The 20,289-nt window shown below is 68.5% G+C and carries 20 protein-coding genes and 1 pseudogene; 13 read left to right on the top strand and 8 right to left on the bottom strand.

The genetic code is table 11. The features are described from left to right. The first annotated feature begins 278 nt into the window (after positions 1-278). From IE239_RS24455 to galE, 5 genes are all read left to right on the top strand, one after another. On the top strand, positions 279-1,394 hold the full coding sequence (locus tag IE239_RS24455; RefSeq protein WP_190151520.1) for a DegT/DnrJ/EryC1/StrS family aminotransferase: 1,116 nt from the start codon (positions 279-281) through the stop codon (positions 1,392-1,394). Then, positions 1,391-2,416 carry a Gfo/Idh/MocA family protein gene (locus IE239_RS24450; RefSeq protein WP_190151519.1) on the top strand — a complete coding sequence of 342 codons (1,026 nt, stop codon included), beginning with the start codon at positions 1,391-1,393 and terminating at the stop codon, positions 2,414-2,416. Before IE239_RS24455 ends, IE239_RS24450 begins: the two co-directional genes overlap by 4 nt. A 108-nt stretch (positions 2,417-2,524) precedes the next feature. Next, positions 2,525-4,231 (top strand): glycosyltransferase family 2 protein, encoded by a 1,707-nt coding sequence (locus IE239_RS24445; protein WP_190151518.1) that lies wholly within the window; start codon positions 2,525-2,527, stop codon positions 4,229-4,231. 9 nt (positions 4,232-4,240) lie between these two features. After that, a complete protein-coding gene (locus tag IE239_RS24440; protein ID WP_190151517.1) occupies positions 4,241-5,524 on the top strand; it encodes a nucleotide sugar dehydrogenase in 1,284 nt (427 codons plus the stop codon). 74 nt (positions 5,525-5,598) lie between these two features. After that, entirely contained in the window at positions 5,599-6,567 is a 969-nt protein-coding gene (gene galE, locus IE239_RS24435) for a UDP-glucose 4-epimerase GalE (RefSeq protein ID WP_190151516.1), read from the top strand. A gap of 89 nt (positions 6,568-6,656) precedes the next feature. On the opposite strand, the gene IE239_RS24430 is transcribed toward galE, so the two are convergent. The 5 genes from IE239_RS24430 to IE239_RS24410 form a co-directional block, all read right to left on the bottom strand. After that, positions 6,657-8,810, bottom strand: coding sequence for a glycosyltransferase family protein (locus tag IE239_RS24430; RefSeq protein WP_190151515.1), 2,154 nt, complete (start codon positions 8,808-8,810; stop codon positions 6,657-6,659). Then, positions 8,807-10,051 (bottom strand): glycosyltransferase, encoded by a 1,245-nt coding sequence (locus tag IE239_RS24425; protein ID WP_190151553.1) that lies wholly within the window; start codon positions 10,049-10,051, stop codon positions 8,807-8,809. The genes IE239_RS24430 and IE239_RS24425 overlap by 4 nt, the downstream gene beginning before the upstream one ends. A gap of 201 nt (positions 10,052-10,252) precedes the next feature. Continuing rightward, positions 10,253-11,356 (bottom strand): non-hydrolyzing UDP-N-acetylglucosamine 2-epimerase, encoded by a 1,104-nt coding sequence (gene wecB, locus IE239_RS24420; protein WP_190151514.1) that lies wholly within the window; start codon positions 11,354-11,356, stop codon positions 10,253-10,255. A 340-nt stretch (positions 11,357-11,696) separates the two neighbouring features. After that, positions 11,697-12,299 (bottom strand): acyltransferase, encoded by a 603-nt coding sequence (locus IE239_RS24415; protein ID WP_190151513.1) that lies wholly within the window; start codon positions 12,297-12,299, stop codon positions 11,697-11,699. A gap of 119 nt (positions 12,300-12,418) precedes the next feature. Beyond that, positions 12,419-12,682 (bottom strand): hypothetical protein, encoded by a 264-nt coding sequence (locus tag IE239_RS24410; RefSeq protein ID WP_190151512.1) that lies wholly within the window; start codon positions 12,680-12,682, stop codon positions 12,419-12,421. 111 nt (positions 12,683-12,793) lie between these two features. Here IE239_RS24410 and IE239_RS24405 point away from each other — a divergent pair, with 111 nt between their 5' ends. After that, positions 12,794-15,076 carry a polymorphic toxin-type HINT domain-containing protein gene (locus IE239_RS24405; RefSeq protein WP_190151511.1) on the top strand — a complete coding sequence of 761 codons (2,283 nt, stop codon included), beginning with the start codon at positions 12,794-12,796 and terminating at the stop codon, positions 15,074-15,076. A gap of 9 nt (positions 15,077-15,085) precedes the next feature. Next, a complete protein-coding gene (locus IE239_RS24400; RefSeq protein ID WP_190151510.1) occupies positions 15,086-15,505 on the top strand; it encodes a hypothetical protein in 420 nt (139 codons plus the stop codon). Between the two features lie 159 nt (positions 15,506-15,664). Here IE239_RS24400 and IE239_RS43010 read toward each other — a convergent pair. Then, positions 15,665-15,847: pseudogene (locus tag IE239_RS43010) on the bottom strand (site-specific integrase); the annotation flags it as partial. Positions 15,848-15,931: 84 nt separating this feature from the next. Between IE239_RS43010 and IE239_RS24395 the strand changes: the two are divergent. Beyond that, the gene (locus IE239_RS24395; protein WP_190151509.1) at positions 15,932-16,309 is read left to right on the top strand and encodes a hypothetical protein; all 378 of its coding nucleotides are present in this window, start codon (positions 15,932-15,934) and stop codon (positions 16,307-16,309) included. A 76-nt stretch (positions 16,310-16,385) separates the two neighbouring features. After that, positions 16,386-16,706: a hypothetical protein gene (locus tag IE239_RS24390; protein WP_190151508.1), complete on the top strand. Its 321-nt coding sequence runs from the start codon at positions 16,386-16,388 to the stop codon at positions 16,704-16,706. A gap of 218 nt (positions 16,707-16,924) precedes the next feature. Here the strand turns inward: IE239_RS24390 and IE239_RS24385 are convergent, their stop codons facing one another. Together IE239_RS24385 and IE239_RS24380 are read right to left on the bottom strand one after the other, a co-directional pair. After that, positions 16,925-17,101: a DUF397 domain-containing protein gene (locus IE239_RS24385; RefSeq protein ID WP_190151507.1), complete on the bottom strand. Its 177-nt coding sequence runs from the start codon at positions 17,099-17,101 to the stop codon at positions 16,925-16,927. A 10-nt stretch (positions 17,102-17,111) separates the two neighbouring features. Continuing rightward, a complete protein-coding gene (locus IE239_RS24380) occupies positions 17,112-17,963 on the bottom strand; it encodes a helix-turn-helix domain-containing protein (protein ID WP_190151506.1) in 852 nt (283 codons plus the stop codon). A gap of 251 nt (positions 17,964-18,214) precedes the next feature. On the opposite strand from IE239_RS24380, the gene IE239_RS24375 reads away from it, so the two are divergent. The 4 genes from IE239_RS24375 (at position 18,215) to rpmA (ending at position 20,179) form a co-directional block, all read left to right on the top strand. Continuing rightward, entirely contained in the window at positions 18,215-18,676 is a 462-nt protein-coding gene (locus IE239_RS24375) for an ATP-binding protein (RefSeq protein WP_190151505.1), read from the top strand. 92 nt (positions 18,677-18,768) lie between these two features. Continuing rightward, the gene (locus tag IE239_RS24370) at positions 18,769-19,380 is read left to right on the top strand and encodes a Uma2 family endonuclease (RefSeq protein ID WP_190151504.1); all 612 of its coding nucleotides are present in this window, start codon (positions 18,769-18,771) and stop codon (positions 19,378-19,380) included. 209 nt (positions 19,381-19,589) lie between these two features. Beyond that, positions 19,590-19,910 (top strand): 50S ribosomal protein L21, encoded by a 321-nt coding sequence (gene rplU / locus IE239_RS24365; protein ID WP_007381993.1) that lies wholly within the window; start codon positions 19,590-19,592, stop codon positions 19,908-19,910. A 14-nt stretch (positions 19,911-19,924) separates the two neighbouring features. After that, a complete protein-coding gene (gene rpmA / locus IE239_RS24360) occupies positions 19,925-20,179 on the top strand; it encodes a 50S ribosomal protein L27 (RefSeq protein ID WP_010041940.1) in 255 nt (84 codons plus the stop codon). The last annotated feature ends 110 nt before the right edge of the window (positions 20,180-20,289 follow it).

Raw genomic sequence — 20,289 nt, 5'->3', positions numbered from 1 at the left:
CGCCGTCTCCAGACTGGTAACGTGCACTCTGGTCCCGGTGGCCATAGGCATGCACACCGTGACCACAGCCGAAGAGCACATCCGGTCTCAACAGCCGGAGACGGCTGACTTCCCGCAAGGAACCCTCACGGGGCGGGGTCCTGTGTACAAGCCGTCCGCCCGCCTACAGGCGTCGGCGGACAACCAGGGATGCGGCCGTGCTGTGCATCGACACGGTCCCTTCCCGACCATGCATGACGTGGTGCGCCTTCGAGGTCGCCGTAGAGGAGGGGATGTCGATGACCGACGCCCATGAGTTCGTACCGGCCGCCAAACCAGTGATCGGCGAGGAGGAGATCGAAGCCGCCGTCCGTGTTCTGCGCAGCGGCATGGTCGTCCAGGGGCCCGAGGTGGCCGCCTTCGAGGAGGAGTTCTCGGAGCTGGTCGACGGACGGCACTGCGTAGCGGTCAACTCCGGCACCTCGGCGCTGCACCTGTCGCTCCTCGCCCTCGGCCTCGGCCCGGGCGACGAGGTCATCGTGCCGTCGTTCTCCTTCGCCGCCTCCGCCAACGCGGTGCGGCTCGTCGGCGCGGACGTGGTCTTCGCCGACATCGACCCGGAGACGTACTGCCTGGACCCGGCCGCGGTCGAGGCGGCTCTGTCGCCGCGCACGGCCGCGATCATGCCGGTTCACCTGTACGGTCACCCGGCCGCCATGGACCAGATCATGGCGATCGCCCGGCAGCACGGACTCGCCGTCGTCGAGGACGCCTGCCAGGCCCACGCGGCGGCGCTGAACGGCACCCCGGTCGGCGCTTTCGGCGCCGTGGGCACGTTCAGCTTCTACCCGACGAAGAACATGCACAGCCTCGAGGGCGGCATGATCTCCACCGGGGACGCGGAGACCGCGCGGACCCTGCGTCTGCTGCGCAACCAGGGCATGGAGAAGCGCTACGCGAACGAGATCGTCGGCGCCAACGTGCGCATGACGGACGTCTCGGCCGCCATCGGCCGCGTGCAGCGCCGCAAGCTGGACGGCTGGACCGAGCAGCGCATCGCCAACGCCGCGTACCTCAGCGAGCACATCACCGCGCCGAACGTGATCACCCCGAAGGTCGCCGAGGGCGCCCGGCACATCTACCACCAGTACACGGTGCGCATCCAGGGTGACCGCGACGCCGCCATGGCCAGGCTGACCGAGGCCGGCATCGGCAACGCCGTGTACTACCCGACGCCCATCCACCGGCTGAAGCCGTACTGGGAGCCGGACCAGAAGGCGGGTCGTGACTGGGACCTGCCCGAGACGGAGCGGGCGGCCGCCGAGGTCGTGTCGCTGCCCGTCCACCCGGCCCTGTCCGCACAGGAGCTGGAACGCATCGTCACCGCCGTCAATGCTCTGGGGGAGCAACTGTGAGTACCGGGAAGTCGCTGCGAGCGGGACTCGTCGGCCTCGGTTCCATGGGGCGTCACCACGCCCGTGTCCTGTCGGGTCTGGACGCCGTCGACCTCGTCGGCGTCGTCGACCCGATGGGCGACAAGTTCGGCGCCGCCCAGGGCGCGCCGATCCTGGACACCGTCGAGGAGCTGATCGCCCTCGGTGTGGACTACGCCGTGGTGGCCTGCCCGACGCATCTGCACGAAGAGGTCGGTCTCGCGCTCGCCGACGCCGGCGTCTGCGCGCTGATCGAGAAGCCGGTCGCGGAGACCGTCGAGGGCGCCCGCCGTCTCGTCGAGGCGTTCGAGTCGCGGGGCCTGGTGGCCGGCGTCGGTCACATCGAGCGCTGCAACCCGGCGCTGATGTCGCTGCGGGCGCGGCTGGAGGCCGGCGAGCTCGGTGACGTCTACCAGGTCGTCACCCGCCGCCAGGGCCCCTTCCCGCACCGCATCGCGGACGTCGGCGTCGTCAAGGACCTCGCGACGCACGACATCGACCTGACCGGCTGGGTGACCGGGCGTCAGTACGTGTCCATCGCCGCGCACACCGTCTCCAAGAGCGGCCGTGAGCACGAGGACATGGTCTCCGCGGTGGGCCGTCTCGACGACGGCACCATGGTCAACCACCTGGTGAACTGGCTGAGCCCGCTCAAGGAGCGGTTCACCTCGGTCACCGGCGAGCGCGGCTGCTTCATCGCCGACACCCTGACCGCCGACCTGACGTTCCACTCCAACGCCGCGGTGACCACCGAGTGGGAGGCCCTGCAGGCCTTCCGAGGCGTCTCCGAGGGCGACATGATCCGGTACGCCATCCCGAAGCGCGAGCCGCTGCAGGTCGAGCACGAGCTCTTCCGGGACGCCGTGCTCGGCAAGCCCGTCGACATCTGCTCCCTGCGCCAGGGCATGCGGACCGTCGAAGTGGCGGCGGCGCTGCTCGAGTCGGCCACAAGCAACACCAGCGTTACGCTTCCGGTGGAGGACCTGGCCGTCCATGGCAGCTGAGCATCACACATCGGGGGAACGGTGCGTGCTCGGCGGGACTCCTATGTTCTGTGAGACTTTCCCCGCAGGACCCGGCCGGCACGGCCGGCGGAGACCAGGAGTCCCAGCATGAGTGCTGCGCCTGACGTCAGCGTCGTCGTCGCGGTATACAACACGATGCCGTACCTGACGGAGTGCCTCAACTCCCTGGTCAATCAGACCATCGGGCGCGAGCGGCTGGAGATCGTCGCCGTCGACGACGGTTCCACCGACGACAGCGGCCGCGAACTCGACCGGTTCGCGGCCCTGTACCCGGACACCGTCAGGGTGATCCACCAGTCGAACTCCGGCGGCCCGGCGGCGCCCAGCAACCGGGCGCTGGAGGTGGCCACCGGCCGGTACGTGTACTTCATCGGCTCCGACGACTACCTCGGCGAGGAGGCGTTGGAACGCATGGTGAAGTGCGCCGACAAGTACGACTCGGACGTCGTCGTCGGCAAGATGGTCGGTACCAACGGCCGTTACGTGCACCAGGCGTTGTACAAGACGAGCGACCCGGACGTCAGCCTGTACGACTCCGCGCTGCCCTTCACCCTGGCCAACACCAAGCTGTTCCGCCGTGAGCTGGTCGAGAAGCACAAGCTGCGCTTCCCCGAGCACCTTCCCGTGGGCAGCGACCAGCCGTTCACCATCGAGGCGTGCGTCCGCGCGACGAAGATCTCGGTGGTGGCCGACTACACCTGCTACTACGCCGTCAAGCGGGGCGACGCCAGCAACATCACCTACCGCGCCGACCACCTCGCGCGGCTGCGGGCGGCCGGCGAGATCATGGACTTCGCGGCCGGTCTCGTCGAGGCGGGCCCCAAGCGGGACGCGCTGCTGCGCCGGCACTTCACCTGGGAACTCGCCAAGCTCGTCCAGGACGACTTCCCCGGCCTGGACCGCGAGCTCCGGCGGCAGATCTGCGCGGGCATCGCGCGGCTCGCCGACGTCTACTTCACCGACGGCATCCGGGACGCGATGGACGTCAAGCGCCGGGTGCGCATCGCGCTGGCCCGGGCCGGTGCGGTCGACGAGCTCGCCGCCGCGATCAGCTCGGAGCAGGAGCACGGGGCGCCCCCGTTCGTCCTCGAGGGCGGGCGGGCGTTCGCCCGTTACGCCGGTTTCCGCGACCCGCGCATCGGCCTGGAGGACCGGGTCTACGAGCTGCTCGGGGAGTCCGTGCCCGGCGCTCTCGCCGGGGGCACCGAGCTGCTGGCCTCCGCCTGGGAACAGCAGGGCGAGGCGCTCACGTACACGCTGTCCGTGCGGGTGCCGGTGGTCGGCGACGTCCAGGGCAGCGTGGTCCGGCTCGCCACGAAAGCGATGCCCAAGTCGGCGGACAAGCCCGGCGCGCGCCGGCTGAAGGCCGGCCACGTCCTGCCGGCGCCGGTGGGCGAGGTGACGCGCGAGCCCTCCGGGGACGGCGCGGCCACCGTGCTGCACGCCCGGATCCCGCTGGAGTACGTCACCGCCGAGCGCGGTGTGCGGGTATACCTGGACGTGGCCGGTTCGACGTACGAGATTCCCGTGCGGGGCGAGAACCTGCCCATGCCGCTGGCCCGCCTCTGGGGCCGGGAGGGGGATCCCTACCGGGCGTCGGCCGTGGTGAACGGCAAGGGGCGTGTCGTGATCGACACGGCTCAGATGTACCCGCCGAAGAGGGCACTGGTCCTCAGGGCGCTGGCAGCTCCCGTCCGGAAGCTGAAGTCCCTGGCCGTCCGCGTGCGGGCGGCCGGCGTCAGAAAGTTGAAGTCCGCCGGTTTCAAGAAGCCGACCGGTTCCAAAAGGAAGTAGCGACCCTCCATGAACATCTGTGTAGTAGCACTCGGCAAGATCGGCCTTCCGCTGGCCGTGCAGTTCGCCTCCAAGGGCCACCGGGTCATCGGCGCGGACGTCAACGAGAAGGTCGTCGAGCTGGTCAACGCCGGCGTCGAGCCGTTCCCCGGCGAGCACGACCTGGACGTCAAGCTGAAGCAGGCCGTCGACGCCGGGCTGCTGAGCGCGACGACCGACACCGCGTCCGCGGTCGCCGAGTCCGAGGCCGTCGTCGTGGTCGTCCCGCTGTTCGTGGACGCCGAGGGCACCCCGGACTTCGGCTGGATGGACTCCGCGACGAAGGCGATCGCCCAGGGCCTCAAGCCCGGCACGCTGGTCTCGTACGAGACGACCCTCCCGGTCGGCACCACCCGCACCCGCTGGGCGCCGATGCTGGCCGAGGGCTCCGGCCTGACCGCGGGCGACGACTTCCACCTCGTCTTCTCCCCGGAGCGCGTCCTGACCGGCCGCGTCTTCTCCGACCTGCGCCGCTACCCCAAGCTGGTCGGCGGCATCGACGAGGCGTCGAGCGCCCGCGGCGTGGAGTTCTACGAGCAGGTCCTCGACTTCGACGAGCGCGCCGACCTGCCCCGGCCGAACGGCGTCTGGGACCTGGGCACCGCGGAGGCCTCCGAGCTGGCCAAGCTCGCCGAGACCACCTACCGGGACGTCAACATCGGCCTGGCGAACCAGTTCGCGCGCTTCGCCGACCAGAACGACATCGACGTCAAGAAGGTCATCGAGGCCTGCAACTCGCAGCCCTACAGCCACATCCACCAGCCGGGCATCGCCGTCGGCGGCCACTGCATCCCGATCTACCCGCGGATGTACCTGTGGAACGACCCGGCCGCGACCGTCGTGCGCTCGGCGCGCGAGGCCAACGCCGCGATGCCCGAGTACGCCGTCGACCTGCTGGCCGCCGCGTACGGCGACCTGACCGGCGTGGGCGTCCTCGTGCTGGGCGCCGCCTACCGCGGCGGCGTGAAGGAGACTGCCTTCTCGGGCGTCTTCCCGACCGTCGAGGCCCTCAAGGCGCGCGGCGCGGTCCCCTTCGTCTCGGACCCGATGTACACCGACGAGGAGCTCCTCGCCCACGGCCTCACCCCGCACACGGGCGAGAAGGTCACCGCGGCGATCCTCCAGGCCGACCACGCCGAGTACCGCACGCTGACCCCGGCCGACCTGCCGGACGTGACGGTCCTGGTCGACGGCCGCCGCACGACGGACCCGGAGGCCTGGAAGGGCGTCCGCCGCGTCGTCATCGGCGGCTGACACCCGTACGCGAACAACCTCGTGGCCCCGCCCCGCACCTCGGGGCGGGGTCCTCGTGCAAGGAAGGTTTTCCCATGTCCTGGCTGATCACGGGCGGAGCCGGATTCATCGGCTCGCATGTCGTGAGGGCGATGACGGACGCCGGTGAGGGGGTCGTCGTCCTCGACGACCTGAGCACGGGCCGGGCCGAGCGGCTCCCGGACGGTGTGGTGCTGGAGGTCGGCACGGTCCTCGACGCGGACACCGTCGCGCGGGTGCTGCGCGAGCACGGCGTCACCGGCATCGTGCACATCGCAGGCAAGAAGCAGGTGGCGGAGTCCGTGGACCGGCCGCTGTACTACTACCGCGAGAACGTCGAGGGCATGCGGGTCCTGCTCGACGCGGCCGTCGCCGCGGGCATCGGCCGGTTCCTGTTCTCCTCGTCCGCCGCCGTGTACGGCATGCCCGACGTCGACCTCGTCACCGAGAAGACGCCGTGCGCGCCGATCAACCCCTACGGCGAGACCAAGCTCGCGGGCGAGTGGCTGGTCGGGGCGGTCGGCGCCCGGCACGGCATGGCGACGGCCTCCCTGCGCTACTTCAACGTGGCGGGCGCCGCCACCCCCGAGCTGGGTGACGAAGGGGCCTTCAACCTCGTCCCGATGGTCTTCGAACGGCTCGAGGCGGACGAGGCCCCGCGGATCTTCGGCGACGACTACGCGACGCCCGACGGGACCTGCGTCCGCGACTACATCCACGTCGAGGACATCGCCACCGCCCACGTCGCGGCCGCCCGCCGGCTGGCCGCCGACCCGGACGCCCGGCTGGTCCTCAACATCGGCCGTGGCGAGGGCGTCTCGGTCGCCGAGATGATCGGTGTGATCCAGGACGTCACCGGCCGCGCGGAGGCCGAGCCGGTGGTCTTGGGCCGCAGGCCGGGAGACCCGGCCCGGGTCGTCGCCTCCGCCGACCTCATCCGCGAGGAACTCGGCTGGAGCGCGGAGCGCGGTGTGCGGGAGATGGTGGAGTCGGCGTGGGCGGGATGGCGGCTGCGCCACCCCTGAGCGCCCGCGCGAGCACCTCGGTGAGCGCATGAGTGAGGGCCCCGGGACCGATCCCGGGGCCCTCACTCATGCGGGGGAGTGCCGGCCGCTCAGCCGGACCGCTCCTCCCCGAGGAACAGCTTCTCGAAGTGCTTCTGCACCACGGGCCAGTCCCACACGCTCAGCGCGTGATCGGCGGCGAGCTCGCCCGCGGCGCGCCAGGACTCCTCCGTGGCCGTGATCTTCAGGATCCGCTCGGCCGCCTCGGCGGGGGAGGCCACCACCCAGCCCTCGGGGTAGAGGGTGCGGGCGCTGTTGGGCTTGCCCGCGTAGAACGGCCAGTCGCGGACGACGGGGACGGCACCGCTGGCCGCGCCCTCCATCAGGCCGACGTGGCAGCCCTCGCGCACCGAGGAGCTGAGGATCGTACCGATCTCGACGAGCTTGGACGGGACGTCGTCCGTCGCGCCGAGCCGGACCACCGCGCCGGACTCCTCCAGCGGCGCCAGCAGCTCCTCGAACTCGTTCAGGTAGTGCTTGGTGGCCTGGCTGGTCTTCGGATCCATGTCGCCGCCGACCAGGAGCAGCCGGTAGCGGTCGTCGTGCTTGCGGACCCGCTCCAGGACGTCCAGGGCCCACTTCGGGTCCTTCGCGACCTGGCTGATGCCGACCAGGCCGAGGCTGAAGCGGGCCTCGGCCGGCTTCGAACGGTTGAAGCCCGACAGGTCCATGGCGTTGTCGATGAGGTGGAACCGCGGGGCCTGCTCGCCGCGCAGAGTGGGCACGAGCGAGGCCGTCAGGTCCTTCACGTGCGGGGCGACGAAGACCATGTCGTCGATCCGGGAGAAGTCCGTCATGTGCGGCCAGCGCGTGAACGCCTCGTAGCTGTGCAGGCGCACCACGATCCGGGTGTCGCCCGGGTCGATCGTGGTGAGCATCCCGGCCGGGCCCGCCGCCCACTCCAGGAACAGGGTGTCGGCCCAGTCGAGGTGAGGGCGCATCAGGCGCTCGACCTCTTCCTGGTAGTCGCTCGTGTCGCCCGCCAGGCGGTCCTTGAGCATCCGCGGCGCGGCCCAGGAGATCCGCTTCAGGTGCTTGTTGGCGGCCAGGTCGAGGTAGCGCAGCTCGACGCCGGGGTGGCCGGCGAAGTGCTCCTTGATCAGGTGCAGGAAGTTGTCGTTGGCGCTCGTCGCCACCAGCAGCCGCAGCGGGCGGTCGGTGGGGGCGGGCGCGGCGGGCGCCTTGCGGCCGCGGGGGCGGCTCAGCGCCTGGAACGCCTTGGAGCGGTGCAGCGGGGCGACGAAACCCTCGGCGTCCGTCGCCAGCGGCGACGACAGCTGGTCGATGTGCAGCACCCGGTGGAAGTGCAGGAACAGGGCGCGGTTCAGCGCCTCGGCGGCGTCGTCCGTCTTTCCCCCGGCGAACAGCGCGTCGGCGTTGGCGAGCTGGGCGGCGACCGCCTTGCCCAGCTGGCGGGGGCTGATGCCCTTCTTCAGCTCCTGCATGACGCCCTCGTAGTAGAGGTCCGCCCGCAGTTGCAGGTCCGGGATCTTCGAGGCGGCGTCCCCCAGCGTGAGCGCGGCGCCGCTGGTACGGCCCGCCCACTGCATGCCCTCGGCGACGTACCGCGAGGTCGCGGCGCGCACCCTTATGGGCACGCCGGGAGCGGTCACCGCGGAGCGCCACAGACGGGCGCCGACTCCGGAACGCATCAGGGGCCGGGGGGTGACGGTGCGCACCAGCTGTGCGGGGAGCCGGTCGACCGAGCGCTTCACGTCACGGGCGACGGCGCTCAGCGGCGGCAGGACGGTGGAGCGGCGGGCCGTGGGACCGCCCTGCGCCTTCAGTTCCTCCACGGCCTTCAGCGCGGGCGCGAGCCCGAACTTGGCCGCGGCGGTGCGGTTGTACTCGGCGAGCCGCCACACCGTGTACACGGCTGCCACGTCGAGGGCGACGAGGACGTCGGCCTTGCGGCCGTGGGAGCGCAGCCACGAGTCGCCGCGCACCTGCGTCCAGTTGCGCAGACCGCGCGGGGCCTTGCCGAGCCGGCGGCGCACGGCCTGGCTGCGGTGCCTGAGGGTGCGCGGCAACTGGTGCGCGGAGGCCAGCTCGACCTGGGCGAGTTCCTCCGGGACGCCCTCCGCGTCCAGCTGGAAGATGCCCGCCAGATGGACACGAGCACCCAGGGCGTTGAACTTGCGCACCGTGTCGGCGAGCACGCCGAGATTCGGCCGCACGGACGCCACGAGCAGGACTTCGGTCACTTGGCGAGCTCCTCGACAAGGTTCTTGACGGCGACGGACATCAGCGCCTCACGAGTGAACTGGTCGGCGTGGGCCATCGCCTCGGCGTGCTCCTCGTCGCTGGTCTCCACCGCCATGTGGGCGGCTTTGATGAAGGACTCGGTCAGGCCCGCCTCGTCGAGGCCGGGGGCCCCGGTCCACAGCGGATGGCCCCTCAGCACGTTCGAGGCGTCGTGCTCGACGGCGTGCGCCGACACGATCGGCAGGCCGGTCGCCATGTACTCGTACACCTTGCCGGAGGTGACGAACCGGCCGCCGATGAGGATCAGCACCATGGCGTCCCAGCGGGCGTAGATCGAGGAGACCTCGGCCTTGGCGGCGGGACCGCCGAAGAAGACTCCGTCGGCCTCGGCCGCCTTGAAGACCTCGGCGTGCCGGTTCGCACCGCGGGTGGCGCCGTTGCCGAGATGGCCGCGCAGCTCGAAGCGCGCGTTCGCCAGCAGTGGCTCCTTCGCACGGGCCGCACGCCAGGCGTTGAGCACGGTCTCCAGGTGCGGGACGGTGAAGTTGACCGTGCCGAGGTAGCCGAAGACCAGTCCGGACTCCGCGTCCGGGCTGTGCGACCGGCCCGGCGCGCTGTCCGCGTCGTAGCCGTTGCGGACCACGTGCACGCGGTGGGCGTGCTCGGGGTAACGCGCCCGGTAGTGCTCGGCGATGGGATCGTTGACGACCCACAGCGACACGGCGTCGTCCAGGATCTTCTGCTCCCAGACGCCCTCGGCGGAGTCGCGGGCGAAGGCCTCGACGCCGTCGATGACGTCGATGGACCAGCCGTCGCGGAAGTCCACCGCGTACGGCACCTTGGCCTCTTCCCACAGCTTCCAGGCCGCGGCGAGGTTCACGTACGGCACGCAGCTGGCGAGCAGCAGGTCCGCCGGGTGCTCCTGGTGGATGCGCAGCACGGCCTCTTCCAGGTCGCCGCGCCACTCACCGAAGTTGGGCTCCGGGAACGTCTTGGTCTGGCGCTTGCGGAGCTTGGCGACCCAGCCGTTGGGGTCGAGGGCACGCGCCTCGTCGAAGAGACGGATGTCCGTCTCGAGGTCGTCGCGCGACAGCGGCAGCTCGACGATCTTCACCCGGGGGTCGACCTGGTCCAGCAGGGAGAGGTCGATGCCCGAGTCGAGTTCCCAGGACTCCCGGGCGATGTTGACGACCGTGACGTCCCAGCCGACCTTCACGAACTGGTTGGCGGTCTCGCGCATCCGGTACGTGGAACTCTTGGCGGCCGGCGGGAAGCCGATGGCGAGATAGATGACGTGCGGTCGCCTGCCTTCCGCAGGCGGCCCGGACGGGGAAGACGATGACATAGCGGTTGACGCTAGCACGCTGACATGCGCGGACTGTGAGTCACATGTCGCCGCCGGTAAGGCGGACTCCACGGCCCCCTGTTCCACGTCCTCATGTCAGACGGGCCGGCTGCCCCCCTTCCATTCCTCCATGAGACGGACGACGTTGTGCGCCGCGCGGCCGTCGCCGTACGGGATGCCGGGATCGTCGGTCGGCACGGCACGGGTCACGGTCTCGGCCCACTTCTGGGGCGACAGCGTGTGCGGGTCGGGTACGAGGACGTTCCAGCCCGTGTCGACGGTTTCCACCCATTCGGTCTCCGGGCGGATGGTGGTGCAGATGCGCTCCAGCAGGAACGCTTCCTTCTGCAGACCGCCGGAGTCCGTCACCACACCGACCGAGGCCAGCACGGCGGCGACCAGGCTCGCGTACGGCAGCGGACGGCCGACGTGCAGGTTGCCCCTGGACAGGTCGATGCCGTGCTCGTGGGCGCGGGCGACGAGCCGCGGGTGGGCGGCGAGCGCCACCGGCACCGGCAGTCCGGCGAGCGAGTCGACGATCGCGGCGAGCCGCTCGGGGTCGTCGGTGTTGTCCGGGCGGTGCAGGGTCGCCAGCAGGAAGGGCTGGGCCGGGTCGATGCCCTCGGGCAGTTCCGGCGCGGGGAACTCCCCGGCGCGGACCTGGTCGCGGATGCGCAGGCAGATGTCGACCATCACGTCACCGGCCAGCCGGGCGCGCTCGGCGAGTCCCTCGTTCGCGAGGTGGCGCATGGCCTCCTCGGTGGGCGCGAGGAGCAGGTCGGCGCTGTGGTCGGTGAGGACGCGGTTGTGCTCCTCCGGCATCCGCCGGTTGAAGGAGCGCAGGCCCGCCTCCAGGTGCGCCACGGGCAGGTGCATCTTCACCGCCGACAGCGCGCCGGCGATGGTGGAGTTGGTGTCGCCGTAGACGAGCACCCAGTCGGGCCGCTCGCGCTCGAGGACCGGGTCCAGAGCGGAGAGGACCGCCCCGGTCTGCACCCCGTGGCTGCCGGAGCCCACGCCGAGGTGGACGTCGGGGTCGGGGATGCCGAGTCCCGAGAAGAAGACGTCGGAGAGGTCGGCGTCGTAGTGCTGCCCGGTGTGCACGATCACGTGCTCGTGCTCGGTGCCCGCGAAGGCGGCCGCGATGGCGGCGAGCTTCACCAACTGGGGACGGGCACCGACGATGCTGATGACTTTCACAGAGCACTCTTCTTCTGGGGGCGGACTTCTGGACTTCTGGACTTCTGAGACTGTCTGGGGCTGCCGGTCTGCCGGACCGCCGGGTCAGGGCGGACGGGCGGACGGGCGGACGGACAGATGAAAGCGGCAGGGAAATGGTAGGCAGAGCGTTGGACGCGTCAGATCCCCGGTGGGTTGCCCCGAGGTGAGCGAGTCGGGTGCGCGCCGTGGTCAGAACACGACTACCGGGCTTCGACTCGCTCGCATAACGGTTTCGTGAATCTTGTGTTCGGACCGGTGGAAACCCGTCCAACCCGGGCGGCCGTCCCGCCGGCCGCCCGGGTCGCCGCCGCGATGGCGGCTACGCCGCACGCTCGACGAGCGACCCGTCCTTCTCCTCGTACAGGGAACCGGTCTGCGGGCACTCCCACACGCCCGGCTCGCCCTCCCGTTCGACCAGCCGCACGCCGGCGTGCCCGACCCATCCGACGCGGCGCGCCGGAACACCCACGACCAGCGCGAAGTCCGGCACGTCCTTCGTGACGACGGCGCCCGCGGCGACCATCGCCCAGCGGCCGATGGTGATCGGCGCGACACACACCGAGCGTGCCCCGATGGACGCCCCGTCGGCGATCCTCACGCCGACGGCCTCCCAGTCGCCGCCGCGCTTCTGCTTGCCCTCGGGATCCACGGAGCGCGGGTTGTGGTCGTTGGTGAGGACCACGGCGGGGCCGATGAAGACGCCGTCGCCGAGCTCGGCGGGCTCGTACACGAGCGCGTAGTTCTGCAGCTTGCAGTTGTCGCCCATCCGCACACCGGAACCGACATACGCCCCACGCCCGACCACACAGCCCTCACCGAGCCGCGCACCCTCCCGGATCTGCGCGAGGTCCCACACACTGCTCCCGTCGCCGATCTCGGCACTCGCGTCGACCTGGGCGTTGGGCTGGACCCTGTAGTTCACTTCTCCGCCTTCCGGTGTCTGGCTACGCCTGGCGAGCATACGGGGAGGAGCCGCCCGGACGATGTGGGCGGCCCCTCCCCGCTGACCGGCCGGCGTCCTTCGGGCGGCCGGTGCGTGCGTCAGTGTCCGTCGGTGGTGACCTGGTTGGCCGGAATCCAGTACCCGGCGAGTTCCTCCGAGGTGATCCGCACCATCGGCCGCCCGTTCACGACCGCCCTGCGGTCGAACTGGAGGGTGCGCGCCTGGGGGTACTTCAGGGTCTTGAGCGTGCCGGCCACGCCGTTGGCGCCGTAGTCGATCGCCTCGGCGGAGGCGTTGGCGGCGATCGTGAGGGTGCGGGGCGCCTTGTAGGCGACGGTGATGTGCTCACCGCGCAGGAACACCTTCGGGTAGGACTCGCCGACCCAGTAGCCCTTGTACGCTCCGGCGCTGATCCGATACCCACGGGCGGCCGGACGGACGCCCAGTGCTTCCAGTACGACTACCAGCGCCGGATGACCCAGGCGTGGACGAGTTCGACGACGCCGGACAGCGCGATCGGCACGGGCACGACGAACGCGGCCTGTGCCGCGACGCCTTCGGCCTCCAGCGTCGGAGGCCCGGCTCCGTACTGGCGCTCGTACGAGTTCGACGACGTCACGGGCAACCGCAAGAAGGAAACGGCTCACGGCTTCGGCACGGCCGCCGCACCGGACGTCACCCGCACCTACTCCTACGGTGACGCCGACCAGGACGGCACGCCGGGCGAAGCCGGCGACGGCGGCCCGCACGCCCTGACCAAGGTCGAGACGCTCACCCCGGCCTACCAGGGCAAACCGGAGGTGAAGTCCCAGGACACGTACAAGTACGACAGCACGGGCAACACGACCACGCGTGTCCTGAGCGGCAACACCCAGACGCTGGAGTGGAACTCCCAGGGCGACCTGTCGAAGGTCGCCGACGCCAAGACGACGGACTACCTGTACGCAGCCTCGGGCGAGCGCCTGCTGCGCAACGTCGGCGGCGAGAAGACGCTGTACCTGCCCGGCATGGAACTGAGCCTGAACCCCACGACGAAGGCGGTCACCGCCACCCGCTACTACACGTTCGGCGGCGCTACGGTCGCCATGCGCACAACAGCCGGCATCCAGTTCCTGGCGGCCGACCAGCACGGCACGGCCGAGATCGCGGTCAACGCGACCACGGGCGGGATCACCCGCCGCCGCATGGATCCGTACGGCAACGAGCGGGGCAACGACGGCAAGTCCTGGGTCAACGACAAGGGATTCCTGGGCAAGACGGTCGACGAGTCGACCGGTCTGGTCAACGTCGGAGCGCGCGAGTACGACCGGTCGACCGGCCGGTTCATCTCGGTCGACCCGATCATCGACCACAACGACCCGCAGCAGATGAACGGGTACGCCTACGCCAACAGCAACCCCGTGAGCGGCAGCGACGCCAGCGGCCTGTTCTGTGACGGCTGCAGTGTCGACAATCCCGGCACCGCATGGACCGCAGCAAACGGTCCTGGGTGCACGACCGAGGGCTGTTACGACCACGGTGGCAAACTCCTCTACCGGACCAACGGCCAGTCCGCTGCGGAGGAACGGGCCGCGGCCGCACGCGCCAAGGCGAGCAAGGCCAAGCAGCGTGCGGCCGACATCGCCATGGAGCTCGCGGACATCGCGATGGAAGAGCTCGGCATCAAGGACGCCCTGGACTGCTTCACCACGGGCAATCTGGGCGCTTGCGGGGCGACGGTCTTCAACGTCGCCTCCAGCTTCGCCGGGGGCCTGATCGGCAAGTTGGGCAAGAAGTACGGGTTGCCCTGGAAGTGGGACAAGGCGGCAGCCCTCGGCAAGCGCATCTGGGGGCTGGTCAACAAACTGGGCAACGCGGTCAAGGACTGGTTCAAGTCCAGCAAGCTGGCGAAGAAGGCCGAGGATGCGGCTGAAGCAGCAGTCGAAGCCGGAGAGACCTGCAACAGCTTCGTCCCGAAGACGAAAGTCCTGATGGCTGACGGCAGCCGGAAGTCGATCGAGGACATCGACATTGGCGACCGTGTCGTCGCCACCGACCCGGAGACCGGCAAGACCGCGATCCAGACGGTCACTGCGGAAATCAAGGGCAAGGGAACCAAGCACCTGGTGCAGGTCGCCTTCGACACAGACGGCGACAAGGGCTCCAAGACCGCATCCGTCACCGCGACCGACGGCCACCCGTTCTGGGTCCCTGAACTGCGCGAGTGGATCCGCGCCACAGACCTCAAGCCGGGTCAGTGGCTCCGCACTTCGGCCGGCACGCTCGTCCAGATAACCGCAGTCCAGCGCTGGACCCAGCAGTCGGTCGTCCACAACCTCACCGTTAGCGACCTGCACACGTACTATGTGCTGGCGGGGGCTACGCCGGTACTCGTTCACAATTGCGGAGAAGGAACGGCCACGGTCTACTTGGACCCGGTGGAAAAGCACGCGACCGTGAAGGTTGAGACAGCGGATGAGGCGCTGCATACCGAACAAGTGGGCGTCCCCGGTACGGATGCGGTGCCCGCGATTCGCACGGAGTCGCACGCGCCCACTACGATTAGGGTGCGGATTCCATTGCCGAACCCGGGAGGCGCTCTAGCCTTCCAGGAAGTGACTTTGGGGAGGAATCTTGGCCGCTACAACGTCGACAGTCGAAGTTGCGTTACGTACTGTGCTGAAGTTCTACGCGCAGGAGGGGTCACAGATCTCCCGGATATGTCGTCATCCATTGAGCTGACGAAGTACTTGATCCGGCGACACAATGCCGGGTGACAGGGGAAGATGATGTCAGTATCTGATGACTGGGCATGGCTGGAAGAGATGCCCGAGGAGTGGCCAACCCCGGCAGAAATCACCGGTCCAACAGCAGTTCCAGCCACGAACCTGGTCCTTCTGATGTTGAGTAGCGAGATGCTCGGCAACGATCTGGTGGAACTGATCGGTGAATTCATCGCCGAGGATGCCAGGTTTAACAGTTGGATTGGCGCGGCAGGAAAGCGCGAGCTATCTATGCGTCAAGTAGCTGAATGTTCCGCACTGCTCCGGGAGTGTACAAAATCGATTTACGAGGCGTGGTGCGACTTCTCTCAGGCGCATGAGAGGGCGCAGCGGGCAGCAGGTTCGGCTTTGCCTGAAAGGCGTGCACTGTTCGACAATCTCAAATCTGCATCCGAGGAATTGCGCAATGCGAGAATGAAGTGAGATTGCTCGCGTGATGCATCAAATTCGGCAGGTTCGCATGGAGGGTGATTCAGCCTAGCGTTAGCCTCATCCATTGGCGCTCCAACGGAAAGAGGGGCCTCGCCAGAGTCGATTCTGGCGAGGCCCCTCGGGCGTTTGACGGCAACGCTGGCGGCAACGTCAGCGGACGACGGCTGCGGTGGGTGGTTCGTCAGTGCCGTCCTGGGTTGGGCTGAGGGCGCTGTCCAGGGTGTCGATAGCTTGGCGTTGGAGGCGGAGTCGTACGTGGGCGTAGACGCCAGCCGTCACGCCGATGTGAGCGTGGCCCAGGAGTTCCTTGATGACGACGAGGTCCACGCCTTGGAATTCGCTGACCAGCGAAAATGCAGGTGACGCCCGCCCGGCGCGCACACGTACTATGTGCTGGCGGGGGCTACGCCGGTCCTTGTGCACAACTGCGACGAATCTGTTTTCTTTCATGGTAGCGATGTTGAGCCCTTGAAAGAGATATGGGAAAAGGGATTGGACGCTGGATCGGCGGCTGCGAAACATAATGACGGGGTCGGCGGGTTCTTCCTGGCAACCGAATACGATGATGCCGAATACTATGCGTTGCGTGCGCGTGGCGGAATTATCAAGGCAACGATTAGTGCAGATGCGATGAAGGCGCTTAAAATAGCCGGTGCTCAGGTGCGAGACATACCGTACGGAGGACCCGGCACTGTGGCTCGCGTCGGGCAGGAGTTCCACATCCCGACGTCGGCATTCGGCGTCTACAACGAACTCAGAAAAGCGGGAGGAATTGCATATGGTCCAGCTAGATGAGTTCGGGGACCCTCGCGATTTCATTCGACGTCAGCAGCATCGGTTTTTCCGCAGGGGTGTCTATGACTCCCGGGACATGGCTGGACAGATCAGTGCCGAAGCGGTTCTTGCCGGCGCAACAGAAGTGTGTGTTGCAATTGATTCCGAGTGGGTCATCATCGAAGCTGATGTCGACTGGCTCGAGGCATGTACCGAGGATGCATTTTCCTATTTGGCACCCTTTCCTCCAGGTGGGGGCACGGACACGACGAGAGAGATCCTGGCAGTTACATTCTCGCTTGGTGTCGTGACCGCGACGACGCGCGGAATCCGGGTAATCAAGGGCAATTCGGCCGGTCCCGTAACGGAGATTCCGAAAAATGGGCGCGTATTTGCGTTCAGGATGGCCTTCGAATAGGAGAAGTGAATCGGGGCGAGGCTTTATTTGGAGGTCTTGCCGGTTTCTTGCATGTGAACTGCAAAGTTGAAGCCTCGTTAGGTGCGTCCTGGCGGGGCTTCTGCATGGGCCGACGGCAGTAGTTGACGATGCGGTCCAACATCTCACTCGCCTTTTCAGCGACCAGGCCGGTCTGTGTAGTGGACGGTGGAACTCGTTTGAGAGTGCCCGCTTGGCCTTCAGGGGTTACGCAGGGCGGATATCAGGGCTCCGAGTTGGTTCGGGCCGGTGGTGACGATGGTTTCCGGTTCGTCGCTTTCGCGGAGGAGGATCGTTCCGGTGGGGGTAGCGGCGAGGTAGATGCAGGCGGAGCCCTCCTCGCTGTACGTCGACTTCTGCCAGTTCTGGTCGGTCATGTCTCGACTCTCAGGTGTCTTGAGCGATGTGGTGGATGAGGTCCCGGGAGGCGGTGGGCGTCAAGGTGACTGCCTCCATACGGTCCAGGACGAGGCGGTACTTCTCCAGTTGTCCGGCGGCGTCGACGAGTTCGCTGCCGTGGGCGGTGTCGACCTCCACCGTGTCGAGGGTCGGCACCGGACCGTGGAAGTAGTCCACGGCGTGGCCCGTGGTGGGGAACGACGTGCCGTTGAACGGGATCACGCGGAGGGAGATGTTGGCCTGCTCGCTGGCTTCTGCAAGGTGCTCCAGTTGGGCCCGGGCCACCTCGCGGCCGCCGAACTGCATCCGCAGGGCAGCCTCGTGGACGATCGCGGTGTACGACGGAGGCTGCTCGCGATGGAGGATGGCCTGGCGCTTGATGCGGTGGGAGATGCGGAATTCGATCTCGTGTGGGCGCAGGGGCGGAACCGCCTCGCGGAACAGTGCGCGGGCGTGCTCCGGGGTCTGGAGCAGGCCCGGGATATTGATGACCTGGGTGACGCGTAGGGCCGTGGCGTGGTGCTCCAACTCGGCGAGGTCCAGGAGGCGGGGAGGCAGCGTGTCCCGGTACTCCTCCCACCAGCCGCGGGTCCGGTCCGCCGCCATGCCCGCGAGGGCCTCGACCAGGCTCTCGTCCGTGCAGTCGTAGATGTGGGCGAGGGTGCGCACGCGCTCGGCGCTGATGCCGAAGCGGTTGGCCTCGATGTTGCTGATCTGCGCCTGAGTGGTGCCCAGCGAGCGGGCGGCCTCGGCGGCGGTCATGCCGGCGCGTTCCCGCAGGCGGCGCAGCTCGATGCCGATGCGGAGGCGGCGTGCCGTGGGGACGCTTCGTGCTGCCATATCCTCGTCCTCGCTCCGTTCCGTACACCTGCGTGGAGGTCACCCACACGAGGTAAATACCTGAAGGTTTTGCCCGTTACTGCAAAACCTTCAGGGTCTGCGGCCTACGGTGAGAACCGAGCCCCTCGACCGCCCCCGCCGAAAACCCGGAAGCGCACCGCGCACCAGCTGAATACGCGCGGCACTGCCACCGCCCGGCCGGGACTTCGAGCGGGCCGTCGAGCCAACTTCCCCCACCGCAGGAGGCCTTCATGGTCACCGTATCCCCGTCGGAGTGCGAAGCTGTCCCAACTTGGACGTACGTGCTTCAACTGCCTCACGACCCGCGAGCCGCCCGCATCGCCCGCGTCACCCTGCGGGCCGTCCTCGCCGGGCACGGCATGTCCCAACTCCAGGACTGTGCGGAACTGTTGGCCACCGAACTCGTCGCCAACGCCTACCGGCACTCCACCGGCCCCGCCACGCTCCGGCTCCGTGGCCTCGGTCGCGGTCGGCTTCGGGTGAGCGTCTGCGATGCCAACCCGCACATCCCGCCCCCCTTCGGCGAGCGGTCCGGGTCCCGCCGCCTCCCCGTCCCGGCAAGCGCCGACGCCGAGGGTGGACGCGGGCTCTTCCTCGTATGTCATTACGCCGAGGCGTGGGGCGGGTATCCGCTCGGCGGCGGCCACTCCGGGGGCGGCGGGAAGCTCCTGTGGTGCGAGGTCGGCGGGTGAGCGTTGCCGAGGGGCGGGCGGCTGTCACGGCCCGGGGCTATCGTGGTGCAGGCGACACGCTCTGTAATCAGTGGAGGATCGTGGTGACCGTCATGACCGAGCGCCCCCGGGCCATAGACACCCCGCCGAGTGGGTCCTTCGAGGACATGCTGCGGATCGTCGAGGGACTGGACACACCTGCCGGCTACAAGGCCGAGCTCATCCGGGGGAAGATCGTCGTGTCGCCGTGGTCGAAGCTGCGTTACCTGCGTCCCATGCGAAGGCTGCGTGAGCAGGTGGAGGCGCATGCGCCTGACGGGCATGTCACGGAGACCTCCCCCTTTCTCTTCGTCTTTCCTCGCTCCGAGCGTGGCTACGGGCCCGACCTCTTCGTCGCCGACGAATCCGCCTTCGACGCCGAAGGCCGTCACGCCGACGGCACCGCCCTCTCCCTCGCCGCTGAGCTGACCTCCGACTCCACCAAGGACGTGGACTGGCTCGACAAGATGGAGACGTACGGGCGGGTCGTGCCCGTGTATCTGCTGCTCGACATGCGGGTCGGGGAGATCAATGTCCTCTGGGACCCGTCTCCCAAGGGGTATCGGTCGCGGACCAACGTTCCCTTCGGGCGGCCCGTGCGTATCCCCGCGCCGTTCGACTTCGAGCTCGACACGTCCGGGTTCGCCGTCGAGGAGGCCGGGAACCCGGAAGACGAGCAGAGGTGAGGCGTGGGCCTGCCGGCCCGGCCCGGTTTGACCCCTCAAGCGGGGCCCCGTAGCCTGGTCCCTCGGCGTGTCGGTTGACGTGCCACATCTCCGTAAACCCTCTTCCTCCCGGGTACCGGTACCTAGGTGGCCGGGAGAGGCCGTCCGTGTTCGTTCCCGGGCGGCTGGACTGCGGGGATGCCGTCCCAGAGCGAGAGAGTGAGATCCGCGTGTACGCCATCGTGCGCAGCGGTGGTCGCCAGCACAAGGTTGCTGTCGGCGACATCGTTGAGGTTGACAAGATTTCCACTGCCAAGGTTGGCGACACGGTCGAGCTCTCGACCCTGCTCGTTGTCGACGGCGACGCTGTGACCAGCGACCCGTGGGTGCTGGCCGGCATCAAGGTCCAGGCCGAGGTCGTGGACCACCACAAGGGTGTCAAGATCGACATCCTTCGCTACAAGAACAAGACCGGCTACCGCCGTCGTCAGGGCCACCGCCAGCAGTACACGGCGATCAAGGTCACTGAGATCCCCGCGGCTGCGAAGTAAGGGACTGAGGAGACATGGCACACAAGAAGGGCGCATCGTCCACCCGGAACGGTCGCGACTCCAATGCCCAGCGGCTCGGCGTGAAGCGCTTCGGCGGTCAGGTCGTCAACGCGGGTGAGATCCTGGTCCGCCAGCGCGGCACGCACTTCCACCCCGGCGCGGGCGTCGGCCGTGGCGGCGACGACACGCTGTTCGCCCTGCAGGCCGGTTCGGTGCAGTTCGGCACCCACCGTGGCCGCAAGGTCGTGAACATCGTTCCGGTCGCCTGAGTCAGTACCTGACTCACGGCTTGACCGAACGTTTCGCGAGGCGGACCTCACTTCCCTTCGGGGAAGGCGGGTCCGCCTTTCGCGTGTTAGAGCAGTAGACAGAGCAATAG

It is taken from the genome of Streptomyces humidus (assembly GCF_014649655.1).
Classification (GTDB): domain Bacteria; phylum Actinomycetota; class Actinomycetes; order Streptomycetales; family Streptomycetaceae; genus Streptomyces; species Streptomyces humidus.
Note: the sequence above shows the minus strand (reverse complement) of the source record. Positions and strands in the feature narration are given on the sequence as shown.